This is a genomic window from Bradyrhizobium canariense (assembly GCF_018130465.1).
In the GTDB taxonomy this organism is placed as follows: domain Bacteria; phylum Pseudomonadota; class Alphaproteobacteria; order Rhizobiales; family Xanthobacteraceae; genus Bradyrhizobium; species Bradyrhizobium canariense_C.
In genome coordinates, this window is sequence record NZ_JAFCKJ010000001.1 from 844,272 (window position 1) to 856,223 (window position 11,952).

Genomic DNA, 11,952 nt, shown 5'->3' on the forward strand with positions numbered 1-11,952 from the left:
TCGTGGTGCCCGGAACAGTCGTGCGCAATGTCGGCGCGGCCGTGCGTCAATCGTCTTCAAGACGATGCTATCCACGGAACCGTTCGATGACTGACCGCGAGCACCTGATTCGAGACCTCTTCGCAGCCTATCTCGGCAACGACCGGCAACGGGTCGCCGACGCATTGGCCGATGATTTCCGCTTCACCAGCCCGTTCGACGACGACCTCGACAAGGCGGCCTATTTCGAGCGCTGCTGGAGGGACACCGGCTGGATTGCGCGGCACGACATCGAGCGGGTTTTCGTCCGGGGCGCCGAGGCCTTCGTCACCTATCTCTGTCTGGCGACAGACGGCAGGAGCTTTCGTAACACGGAGTTCTTCACCTTCGCGGGAGGCAAGGTCCGCCGCATCGAGGTCTATTTCGGCGCTGCCCGGCAGGACGGTCGTTTCCTGCCGCAGCCGCGCTAGCGCCAGCGCAATAATCTCCAGAATAATTTTCGTCACCTGTCGGTTCCGCCAGAGTTCGTTCGTCTAGGAGGCGAGGGCGACCAAGCAAGCAAGGAACCTCCATGCGATTCATGATGCTGATGATCCCGCTCGGCTATGAGACCGCGCCGCCGGATGTCCAGCTCGATCCCGAGCGTGTCGCCGCGATGATGCGCTACAACGAGGCGCTGAAGGACGCCGGCGTGCTGATCACGCTCGACGGCCTGCATCCGCCGTCGATGGGTGCGCGCGTCTCCTTTGCGACCGGTGAGCCTGTTGTGACCGACGGCCCCTTCGCCGAGGCCAAGGAGGTTTTGGGCGGTTACTGGATGATCGAGGTCGCCTCGCGTGCGGAGGCGATCGCCTGGGCCAAGAGATGCCCGGCCTCCGCGAACGAAATTATCGAGATCCGCCAGGTGCAGGAGATGACCGACTTTCCGCTCGACGTGCAGCACGCCGCCGGCTTCGGCGATCTGAAGAACTAACCACAGCGGTCGCGACAAAATCGCGTCTTCGTCAACCGATCATCAAGGGAGAGAACCGATGAGCACCGACACCTATCTCGCCGTTTTCCTCGGCAGCAAGACCAGCTCCAAATGGGCCGCATGGAATGCGATGCCCGAGGCCGAGCGCAAGGCGAAGGAGCAGGAGGGCATTGCGGGCTGGAAAGGCTGGGTCGAAAAGCACCAGGGCGCGATCCAGGCCATGGGCGGCCCGCTCGGCAGGACCAAGAAGGTTGACGGCAAGGGCATCGCCGACATCGCCAACGAGATGGGCGCCTTCACCGTGGTGCGCGCAGCGTCCCATGAAGCCGCGGCGAAGATGTTCGAGAACCACCCGCACTTCACGATCTTCCCCGGCGAACGCGTCGAGATCATGCCGGTGCTGCCGATCCCCGGCGGCTAGGACTTCGGCCACCGTCCCGGACCGGGAAGAATACGGGCGATCAAATCCGTCGCCGCTAGTGACCTTCACGCCCGGCTCATGTAAAGGTCGTTCACATGAGCTGGCGCAAGGAGACGCGCCGCGCCGAGCGCGGCTATCACCACGGCAATCTGAAGGAAGCCCTGTTGCAGGCCGCCCTCGGGCTGATCGCCGAGAAGGGCGCCGCCGGCTTCACCTTTGCCGATGCCGCGCGCATGGCCGGCGTCAGTGCGGCGGCACCGTACCGGCATTTTCGCGACCGTGACGAACTGCTGTCCTCGATCGCGCAGCGCGGCTTCGAGCAGTTCGAATCGCGCCTGACCGCGGCCTGGGACGACGGACGGCCCGACACCGTCACGGCGTTCGAGCGTGTCGGCAGGGCCTATCTCGCCTTCGCCCGCGAAGAGCCCGCGTTCTACAACGCGATGTTCGAATCGGGCGTGCCGGTGGATGCCAATCCGGCGCTCCAGGCCGCCAGCGAGCGTGCTTTCAACATCATTCGTGCCGCGGCGGAGCGGCTTGCCGCGCTGGCGCCGCCGGGCACGCCGCGGCCGCCGGCGATGATGATGGCGCTGCACATCTGGTCGATGGCGCATGGCGTGGCCTCGCTGTTCTCCCGCGGCGACGCCGCGCGTCGAAAACTGCCGATGTCGCCGGACGAGCTGCTCGAAGCTGAGGTGCTGATCTATCTGCGCGGCCTCGGCTTCCCGACCGATCGCCGTCCTCCGGCGAAAAGCGCCGAGCCGCCGCCGGTACCACCGGAGGCATCCTCCGGTTCCGGCGTGCCGCCCGGTGGTCCCTGGGGCAAGCCGAAATAAAGTTACCCAAATAATTCGCCTGCCCTGTTAGGCGGTCGGCTTGACAAAATCGCGGGATGATCTAGCTATGTAAATGTTATTTACATTCACAACGGCGCTGATGCCGTCATGGAGAGGGAAATGGCCTACACCGCTGATGTCAATCGATGGCGCGGCCCTTCGGACCAACACTATGAGCGCCCCCACATGCTCAATACGCCCTGGCATCCCGGCTGGATCGCCGTGACCATCCTTGGCTTCATCTTCTGGTGGCCGATCGGACTTGCCCTTCTCTTTTTCACACTCGGGAGCAGAAGAATGTCGTGCTGGAGCAACCAGGATCGCTGGCAGAACAAGATGGAGCGGATGCAGTACAAGATGGACCGTATGCGTGGCCGCATGGAGCGCCACGGTTTCGGCTTCGGCTTCGGCCCGCCCTCGAGCGGCAACCGCGCCTTCGACGAGTACCGCACCGAGACACTGCAGCGGCTCGAGGAGGAGCAGGTCGAGTTCAAGAACTTCCTCGACCGTCTGCGTCACGCCAAGGACAAGGCAGAGTTCGACCAGTTCATGGCGCAGCACAAGACGCGCCCGACCCCGCCGCCGACCGACCAGCAGCAAGGTTGATCTCGGGCAAGGTTGATCTTGACCTGACGCCTCTCAAAGCCTTCAGGCGCATGCCCCCAAAGTCCTGATGGCCCCGAGCCGCCCGCCTGCGCAACCCGCAGGCGGGCGGTTTGGTTTTTGGAAGTGCGCGGCTGGCCGCCGCGAGGTCTGGATTTGTCTTGGTCTGGAAAGTCTTGGTCTGGAGCGTCTTGGTCAGCGCGCCGTGGCGAGCTGCGCGCGAACCGACTCCAGGAAGTGTTCATAGGCGTAGTCCACGATCTCGTTGAGTGATCGCGTTCGCGCGAACATCGCCTTGGCCTCGGCGAGAAACTCGTCGCGGGTCGGAATCTTCGGCAAATGCAGATGCGTCAGCGCATCGACGCCTTCATGCGCGCGACTGAGGATGTCGTGCAGCGTTGGCAGTTGCAACTGGGCCAAATCGGCTCCGCGTAGCGCCGATGAGATCGCGTGCGCCAGGGTCTGCGCATCGAACCGTCCGGCAAGCTCCCGGGCCGCCCGATGGATGACCCGCGCGCCGAGCGCCTGTTCGTTGCGCAGCACCTGTTCGGGCGGCGTCTTCATGTTCCAGACGACGCCGAACCAGGACAGCACCTTCAGGATGTAATAGGTCACGTCGATTTCCCACCAGCGAAAACCTTGTCGCACGCTGCTTTGGTAGGCGTGGTGATTGTTGTGCCAGCCCTCACCAAGGGTGAACAGCGCCAGCAGCCAGTTGTTGCGGGAATCATCGCCGGTCACGTATCGCTTGCGTCCATGCACATGGGCGAGGGAGTTGATGCAGAAGGTCGCGTGATAGACCAGCACGGTGCTCCACAGGAAGCCGACGACGAGGCCGGACCATCCGGCAACCAGAAAGCAGAGCGCAGCCAGCGTAACGGCCGGCAGGAGTTCCAGCCGATGCAGCCACATCAGCTCCGGATAGGCGGCGAAATCGCCGACTTTCACGAGGTCGGTGCCATCGTGCTCCCGGTAAAAAATCCAGCCGAGATGACTGTAGAGGAAGCCTCGGTGACGCGGCGAATGCACGTCGTCTTCGGTATCGGAATGCAGATGATGATGTCGATGCTTGGCCGCCCACCACAAAACGCTTTTCTGCGCGGTGCTTTGCGCGATCCAGGCCAGGACGAACTGAAACACCCGACCGGTCGCAAAAGCCCGATGGGAGAAATAGCGGTGATAGCCTGCCCCGATTGCGAACATGCGCACGACGTACAGTGAGGCGCAGATCGCGAGTGCCTGCCAGGTGATGCCTGTCCAGATGGCCGCAACGCAGCCGAGATGGACCAGCAGGAACGGCAGCGCGGAGGGATACATGATGTCGTCGTGTTGGTCGTCGGCGGGGGCGTTGGGCGACATGTATTGGCGTGACCTTGGATGACGGGGATTTCGGGATTCGCTTCGGCAGCATTGAGGGCCGCTGTGTACGAAAAACCCGCGGATGGCTGACCACCGCGGGGGTCTTGAACGAGATGCTTTGCCTGGACAACCTTGGCCCAAGGCGGCCGCACGCGGCAAAGCCAACCTCAGGCCATAGCTTCGCCCGGGAACTCGACCGATAATATATGATCCCGGCTGCCAGGCATGCAAGCTCGTAGCCTCCCGGGGAGCGTGGCGCGCGGGCTGCCGAGGGCCTATATCCGACGGTGAGAAGGAAGCGTCAAAACACCGCAGGCGGCAACGATGGCGGAAGCTGCGATCATGGCGAGCGAGAGCCTCTGGCAGGAGATCCGCGACGAGGCGCAGCGCGCAGCGGCAGCCGACCCCATATTCGGCAAGGCTGTCGTCGGTCTCATCCTCGCCCATGACGATTTCACCGCCGCACTGTCCGACCTGATCGGGCGCCGGCTTGGCGACAGCGCGGCCGAACGCGAGCGCTTCACGACATTTTCCCGCGACGCCTTTAGTGACCAGCCGGATCTGATCGAGGCGGCCGGCCGCGACTTGCGGGCCATCGTGCTCCGCGATCCCGCCATCGCCGGACTGTTGGCGCCGCTGCTGCATTTCAAGGGCTACGTCGCCTTGCAGGCCTGGCGTGTCTCGAACTGGCTCTGGCACCATGACCATCGCGACGCGGCGCTGCTGTTTCAGAACGAGGCGTCGAACGTCCTGCAGGTCAGCATTCATCCGGCAGCGAGCCTTGGATCGTCGGTGTATCTCGACCACGCCACTGGCATCGTGATCGGTGCCAATGTGGTGATCGGCGACGAGGCCACCATCCTTCAGAATGTCAGCATCGGTCGCGGCACTGAACTGCCGGCGCGCTCGCCTCGCATTGGTCGCGGCGTGTTCATCGGCTCCGGCGCGACAATTCTCGGCAACGTCAGGATCGGCGATTTTGCGAAAATCGGTGCCGGCACGGTCGTGACGAGCGACGTGCCAAGGGGCTGCACCGCAATCGGCAATCCGGCGCGGCTGACCAATTGCCCCGAACCTGCCTCGGCGGCCTGACGCCCCTCGAAAAAGCGGCCGGCGTGGCCTATGCGGCGGGCGGTCGGCTCTGCGCGCTCAGTCTGCCGGGGCCGATCACCGCGCGGGCGTTGCGGTGCGTACGGGCCACGGAACCGGACCCGCGACCCATCCCCCTGTGCTACCTTCCTTTCCCGCAGCCAAATTCACCTGCGGTAACCCAGCATTAACCATCGCCGGGCTCTGGTAATTGCGGACAATCGCGCCCAAAGCTCGAAGTCTGAGCCTTGGGCCGGGCCCATAGTTTTGACATCTTGGCAGGGAATGCAGGCGGCCGGCTTTGGACGAGCCCCTGCACCCCAGAAAGACAAGGCTTTGAGCGGGCTTGCCGGCCGCGCCGGTTCTGGCGCGGCTATTGGGGAACCGGCGGCCATTGCCGCCGTGGACATCAGGTAACGATCGCCTTGAGAGGATACTGCTTATGAATCCGGCCGACGTGGCTCAGTCAGCCCTTCCGGTTGCCGCTTCCGCGGACGTGTCGCTGATCGCGCTGTTCTGGCAGGCTCACTGGATCGTGAAAGCGGTGATGCTGGGGCTTCTCGCCTGCTCCGTCTGGGTCTGGGCGATCGCCATCGACAAGATCTTCCTGTTTGCCCGCACCCGCCGCTCGATGGACCGTTTCGAGCAGGCCTTCTGGTCCGGCGAGTCGATCGAAGACCTCTATCGCACGCTCTCGGCCAAGCCGACGCATTCCATGGCGGCCTGCTTCGTCGCGGCGATGCGCGAGTGGAAGCGTTCGTTCGAGAGCCAGGCCCGCTCGGTCGCAGGCCTTCAGATGCGCATCGACAAGGTCATGAATGTCTCGATCGCTCGCGAGGTCGAGCGGCTGGAACGCCGGCTGCTGGTGCTCGCCACCGTCGGCTCCGCAGGCCCCTTCGTCGGCCTGTTCGGCACCGTTTGGGGCATCATGTCGAGCTTCCAGTCGATCGCGGCGTCGAAAAATACCTCTCTGGCGGTGGTGGCCCCCGGCATCGCGGAGGCGCTGTTTGCGACCGCCGTCGGCCTTATCGCCGCCATTCCTGCCACTATTTTCTACAATAAGTTCACCTCCGAGGTGAACCGGCAGGCCCAGCGGCTCGAAGGCTTCGCCGATGAATTTTCAGCCATCCTGTCGCGCCAGATCGACGAGCGGGGCTGACGGACGGCATGTATAGTGTGAAGGGCAATTTGGGCACCAGACCATGGGCATGAACGTCGCGAGTTCGTCCGGAGGCGGTGGGCGCCGTGGCCGGCGCAAGCCGGTCGTGGCCGAGATCAACGTCACGCCGATGGTGGACGTGATGCTGGTGCTGCTCATCATCTTCATGGTGTCGGCGCCGATGTTGACGGTCGGCGTGCCGCTCGACCTGCCGCAGACCCAGGCCAAAAGCCTCGAAAACAACGACCAGAAGCCGATCCAGATGTCGGTCGACATCAAGGGCAAGGTGTTCATCAACGACGCCGAGATCGCGATCAACGAGCTGATCCCGAAGCTGAAGGCGATCACGGACGCGCGCGGCGGGCTCGAGGAACGCATCTATCTGCGCGCCGACAAGAAGGCCGATTACGGCACGGTGGCCAGGGTGATGGGCCTGTTGTCCGGTGCAGGCTTCAAGAAGCTCGCGCTCGTCACGGAAGCGGATCAGGGGTAGACCGTGAAGGTGAAGGTCGACAAAACACTCGTTGCGTCGATTGCCCTCCATGTCCTCGTGCTTGGATGGGGGCTGGTCACCTTTAGCAGCAGGGCTTTCGTGGCGCCCGAAGAGTCGCTGCCGATCGACATCATCTCCACCGACCAGCTCGCGCAGATGACCAACGGGCAGAAGACCGGCGACAAGAAAGAGGCGAAGCCCAAGGTCGAGAAGATCGCCGAGGCCAAGCCCGAGGAAGACGCCGTCGGCAAAGTCACCGAGAAGAAAGAGCTGATCAAGACCAACTCGACGCCCGAACCGCCGCCGAAACCCGTCGAGAAGCCGGTCGAGAAGAAGCCCGAGCCGCCGAAGCCCGTGGCCGAGGCCAAGCCGAAAGAAGAACCGAAGCCGCCGGAAAAGAAGCCTGATCCGGCCAAGGAAGATCCGATCGCCGAGCTCCAGAAAAAGCTGGAGACCAAGAAGCCGCCCAAGCCTCCTGAGCCCAAGGTCGCGGCGGTGCAGCCGCAACAGCAGCCAAAGCCCAAGGAGCGCAGCTTCGATCCTGCGCAGATCCAGCGCGAACTCGACAAGCGCGCTGCGACCCGGCACGAGCTTACCGGAACGACAATGAATGCGTCCGCGCAGCTCGGATCGACGACCGGGACCGCGGTCGCCAACGTCGCCACTTGGCGAGGCGCATTTCAGGGTGCGGTCAAGCGCTGCTTCACGCCGACCTATAATGGGCAGGACGCCGATCAGTACGAAGCCGACATCGACATTCCCATGAAGATCGATGGATCGCTCGCCTCCGAGCCCGTCGTCGTCGCGGTGAGGGGACCGTCGCGGTCAATCGCCCAGGCGGTGGCAGAGAGCGCCAAGCGCGCCATCGTGCAGTGTCAGGTCTATTCGTTCATGCCGAAGCCGCAGTACGAGAGCTGGAAGCTCATCCCGATGACTTTCGGCCTGAAAGATATGTTGTGACATCCGAACAAAAGAATTTTGCGATGAATGACGTCCGATCGATGAACCGCCGCCGCTTCATGACCCTGACCGGATCGACGCTTGCGGTGCTCGGGGGCGGACACGCCTTCGCCCAGGGCCAGCCGCGGCTTCGAATCGATCCCACCGAATTCCAGCCGGTCCCGATCGCGATCACCAATTTCCTGCCGGGCTCGCCGGCCGACGGCGACGTCGGCAATGGCGTCACGCAGGTCATCACCAACAATCTGAAGCGCTCGGGCCTGTTCGCGCCGATCGACCAGGCCGCCTTCATCGAGCGCATCAGCAACATCGACGTCGCGCCGCAATTCCAGAACTGGAAGACCATCAACGCGCAGGCGCTGGTCACCGGCCGCATGACGCGTCAGCCGGACGGAAGGCTCAAGGCAGAATTCCGCCTCTGGGACGTGGTCTCCGGCCAGCAGCTCGCCGGCCAGCAATATTTCACCTCGCCGGAATATTGGCGCCGCATCGCCCACATCATCTCCGACCAGATCTACGAGCGGATGACCGGCGAGAAGGGCTATTTCGACAGCCGCGTGGTGTTCGTGGACGAGACCGGGCCGAAGGAGCGCCGCGTCAAGCGGCTTGCGATGATGGACCAGGACGGCGCCAATGTGCGCTATCTGACCCGCGGCTCCGACCTCGTGCTGACGCCGCGCTTCTCGCCGAACTCGCAAGAGATCACCTACATGGAGTTCGGCCAGGGCGATCCGAAGGTCTACCTGTTCAACATCGAGACCGGCCAGCGCGAGATCGTCGGCAACTTCCCCGGCATGACCTTTGCGCCGCGGTTCTCGCCGGACGGCCAGCGCGTCATCATGAGCCTGCAGCAGGGCGGCAATTCCAACCTGTTCGTGATGGATCTGCGCTCGCGCTCGACCACGCGTCTCACCGACACGCCGGCGATCGACACCTCTCCGTCTTACTCGCCGGACGGCACCCGCATCTGCTTCGAATCCGATCGCGGCGGCAGGTCGCAGATCTATGTGATGGCGGCGGGCGGCGGACAGGCGCAGCGCATCTCCTTTTCCAAGGACGACACCAATGCCACCTATTCGACGCCGGTGTGGTCGCCGCGCGGCGATTACATCGCCTTCACCAGGCAAGGCGGCGGGCAGTTTTCGATCGGCGTCATGAAGCCGGACGGCTCCGGCGAGCGGCTCCTCACCTCCGGCTACCACAATGAGGGCCCGACCTTCTCGCCGAACGGCCGCGTGCTGATGTTCTTCCGCGATCCCGGCGGCAGTGGCGGTCCGTCGCTGTTCTCCGTCGACATCTCGGGGCGCAACGAGCTGAAGGTGCCGACGCCGGGCTTCGCCTCCGACCCGGCATGGTCGCCGCTATTGTCCTCGACATCGGGCTAGCCGCCCCTCGGTGCGCGGTGCTTTGACCGCGCGCCTTTGTCGAAAACTTGGCGAGATGTTTCCCCGCGATAATTGTTCTTTAAGGTTGCACTCGGCAAACTTTTCCCATGGGTTTGTTTCTATTGATATATTTCGACTATTCGCCGCTCAAAACAACTCGACTTTAACGATGTTCCCTCAGAAAGACTTCATACCGGATCGGTAAGACTGCGCTCCAGACAGGACGCGCGTACAGACCAGATGCAGTTTGCAAGTCAGAGCGGAGAGCCGGAACAGCGGCCGCCGAAATCTTCGGCGGCGCAAATCGATTCGCTGTTCGAAGCGCCTGGTCCGCTGCTGGCAGGACTCATTTTCGTGTCGATTGGTGCGGCCCTGACCGCGCTGAGGACGGGCGAGCCGCTGATCTGGGCGTGCGTCGCGCTTCTTGTCCTGGCCGGGACCGCGCGGGCGATCGACCTGCGCCTCTATCAGGCACGTCAGGCGGTCATGACCGTCGAGGCGGCCGCACGCTGGCAGAAGCGCTATCAGATCGGAGCAAAGATCCAGGCGGCTGCGATCGGCATCTGGTGCTCCACGGCCCTGTTGGCCACGGACGACGCCGTGGCCCACATGATAGCCTTGTCGGTCACCACCGGTATCGCGGCGGGCGGCGCGGGCAGGGCATATGGCCGGCCCGCGATCTTCCACCTCCAGGCCGTGCTGATTTTCGGCCCGGCCGTGCTTGCCTTGGCGCTGCGTGGAACGCCCTACTACATCGCGATGGCGGTGGTCAGCGCCGCGTTCCTGATGGCTATCATGCAGCTCTCGGTCAATTTGCACCGAATCTTCATGGGAGCGGTCGTGGCACGGGAGCGTGAAGCCGCGCTCGCCGGCCAGTTCGACACGGCGCTGAACAACATGCCGCACGGCCTCTGCATGTTCCGCGTCGACGGACAGCTGGCGGTCATGAACCACCGCTTCGGCGCAATGATGAATCTGCCGGAAGGCCTCGCGCAGCGCGGCATCAACGCGCGCGACATCGTCGCGGCGTGCGTTCGCGCCGGATCCATCTCGGCTGGGAGCGGCGAGCGGATCGTCGCGGACATCGAGAGCTCGCAAGCCAAGGAGATCATCACCGCCGATCCCGACACGCAGCGAAACCGGTCGTTGTCCTGGACTGTCCAGCCGATGGCTGATGGTGGCGCGGTGGTGCTGCTCGAGGACATTACCGAGCGGCGCAGCGCCGAGGCCAAGATTACGCATCTGGCGCGCTACGACGACCTCACCGCGCTCCCCAACCGCGTTCATTTCCGCGACGAGATCGAAAGGCTGCTGGCGATCTCGCACGACGCCGAGCGCCTCTCCGCGCTGCTGTTCGTCGACCTCGACCAGTTCAAGCAGGTCAACGACACGCTCGGCCATCCCTGCGGCGACCAGCTCCTGTGCGCAGTCGCCAACCGCCTGCGCGAGATGCTGCGCCCCGAAGATTTCGTCGCCCGCTTCGGCGGCGACGAATTCGTCGTGTTCCAGGAGAACATCTCCTCGCCCGAGGACGCCGCTGCGCTGGCGCGCCGGATCGTCGAACGGCTGAGCGAGCGCTACCGCATCGACAATCACCTGGTCGAGATCGGCGCCAGCGTCGGCATCGCGCTGACCTCGCCGGAAGGCGTCAGCGCGGACACGCTGCTCAAGAACGCCGACATGGCGCTGTACCGGGCCAAGGCCGACGGTCGCGGCACCTTCTGCTTCTTCCGCGACGAGATGGCGGCGACCGTCGAGGCGCGCCGCATCCTCGAGCTCGATCTGCGCAAGGCGCTCGCCAACGAGGAGTTCGAGCTGTTCTACCAGCCGCTGGTCAATCTGAAGTCCGGCAAGATCACCACGTGCGAGGCGCTGCTGCGCTGGAATCATCCGGTGCGCGGCACGGTCTCGCCGGTCGACATCATCCCGGTCGCCGAGGACATGGGGCTGATCGTCGATCTCGGCCGCTGGATCCTGCGCCGCGCCTGCATGGAATGCATGAAATGGCCGGAGGGCGTCAGCGTCGCCGTCAACTTCTCGCCGCAGCAATTCCACCAGCGCGACGTCTTGAGCGAAATCCGCTACGCGCTGGAGGTTTCGGGGCTCCCGGCGCATCGGCTGGAGATCGAGATCACCGAATCCTCGCTGTTGCGCAACACCCAGCTCACGCACGACATCCTGTCGCAATTGCACGCGCTCGGCGTGCGCATTTCGCTGGATGATTTCGGCACCGGCTATTCGAGCCTCAGCTACCTGCACAATTTCCCGATGCAGAAGGTGAAGATCGACCGCTCCTTCCTCGAAGGCATCGATGCCGACCGGCCGCTGACGCTGCTGCGCGGCGTGGCGCGGCTGTCGGCCGATCTCGGCATGGCCGTCGTGGTCGAGGGCATCGAGACCAATGATCAGCTCGAGCTGATCAGCGCCGACGGCACCGTGACCGAAGGGCAGGGCTATCTGTTCAGCCGACCGGTTCCCGCAGTCCGGATTCGCCAATTGCTCAATGCCTCGCATGGCCGTCGCGGGGTCGAAGATCAGATCGTCATGGTGTCCTCGCGATCCATCGCCTGATCTTTCTCTGCCGCACTCCTTCAACGCCCTTAGCTCTGTTTGCCCGTGTTTTTGCGGGGCGCAAAGGTTAACCCTAACGTTTCTAAGCCTTTGCAATTCCGTTAACGAACCATTAATCTCGCTC

Annotated in this window: 12 protein-coding genes; 11 read left to right on the plus strand and 1 reads right to left on the minus strand. The window is 63.8% G+C overall.

Going from position 1 to position 11,952, the window contains the following annotated elements:
- The first annotated feature begins 86 nt into the window (after positions 1–86).
- From JQ591_RS03685 to JQ591_RS03705, 5 genes are all read left to right on the plus strand, one after another.
- Positions 87–449: a nuclear transport factor 2 family protein gene (locus JQ591_RS03685; RefSeq protein ID WP_211394674.1), complete on the plus strand. Its 363-nt coding sequence runs from the start codon at positions 87–89 to the stop codon at positions 447–449.
- A gap of 101 nt (positions 450–550) precedes the next feature.
- Positions 551–952, plus strand: coding sequence for a YciI family protein (locus JQ591_RS03690; RefSeq protein WP_211394675.1), 402 nt, complete (start codon positions 551–553; stop codon positions 950–952).
- A 58-nt stretch (positions 953–1,010) separates the two neighbouring features.
- Entirely contained in the window at positions 1,011–1,373 is a 363-nt protein-coding gene (locus JQ591_RS03695; RefSeq protein WP_211394676.1) for a hypothetical protein, read from the plus strand.
- 95 nt (positions 1,374–1,468) lie between these two features.
- Positions 1,469–2,209 (plus strand): TetR/AcrR family transcriptional regulator, encoded by a 741-nt coding sequence (locus tag JQ591_RS03700; protein WP_211394677.1) that lies wholly within the window; start codon positions 1,469–1,471, stop codon positions 2,207–2,209.
- A gap of 120 nt (positions 2,210–2,329) precedes the next feature.
- Positions 2,330–2,815, plus strand: a complete 486-nt coding sequence (locus JQ591_RS03705) for a DUF2852 domain-containing protein (RefSeq protein WP_211394678.1) — start codon at positions 2,330–2,332, stop codon at positions 2,813–2,815.
- A 192-nt stretch (positions 2,816–3,007) separates the two neighbouring features.
- Here the strand turns inward: JQ591_RS03705 and JQ591_RS03710 are convergent, their stop codons facing one another.
- Positions 3,008–4,171, minus strand: a complete 1,164-nt coding sequence (locus tag JQ591_RS03710) for an acyl-CoA desaturase (RefSeq protein WP_211394679.1) — start codon at positions 4,169–4,171, stop codon at positions 3,008–3,010.
- Between the two features lie 324 nt (positions 4,172–4,495).
- Between JQ591_RS03710 and JQ591_RS03715 the strand changes: the two genes are divergently transcribed.
- From JQ591_RS03715 to JQ591_RS03740, 6 genes are all read left to right on the plus strand, one after another.
- Positions 4,496–5,263 (plus strand): serine O-acetyltransferase, encoded by a 768-nt coding sequence (locus JQ591_RS03715; RefSeq protein WP_211394680.1) that lies wholly within the window; start codon positions 4,496–4,498, stop codon positions 5,261–5,263.
- Between the two features lie 439 nt (positions 5,264–5,702).
- Positions 5,703–6,419 (plus strand): protein TolQ, encoded by a 717-nt coding sequence (gene tolQ / locus JQ591_RS03720; RefSeq protein ID WP_007596319.1) that lies wholly within the window; start codon positions 5,703–5,705, stop codon positions 6,417–6,419.
- A gap of 43 nt (positions 6,420–6,462) precedes the next feature.
- Positions 6,463–6,912 (plus strand): protein TolR, encoded by a 450-nt coding sequence (gene tolR / locus JQ591_RS03725; RefSeq protein ID WP_211394681.1) that lies wholly within the window; start codon positions 6,463–6,465, stop codon positions 6,910–6,912.
- Positions 6,913–6,915: 3 nt separating this feature from the next.
- Positions 6,916–7,872 (plus strand): protein TolA, encoded by a 957-nt coding sequence (locus tag JQ591_RS03730; RefSeq protein ID WP_211394682.1) that lies wholly within the window; start codon positions 6,916–6,918, stop codon positions 7,870–7,872.
- 41 nt (positions 7,873–7,913) lie between these two features.
- Positions 7,914–9,257, plus strand: a complete 1,344-nt coding sequence (gene tolB / locus JQ591_RS03735) for a Tol-Pal system beta propeller repeat protein TolB (RefSeq protein ID WP_211394811.1) — start codon at positions 7,914–7,916, stop codon at positions 9,255–9,257.
- A gap of 240 nt (positions 9,258–9,497) precedes the next feature.
- Positions 9,498–11,828, plus strand: a complete 2,331-nt coding sequence (locus tag JQ591_RS03740) for a putative bifunctional diguanylate cyclase/phosphodiesterase (RefSeq protein ID WP_211394683.1) — start codon at positions 9,498–9,500, stop codon at positions 11,826–11,828.
- Positions 11,829–11,952 lie beyond the last annotated feature (124 nt).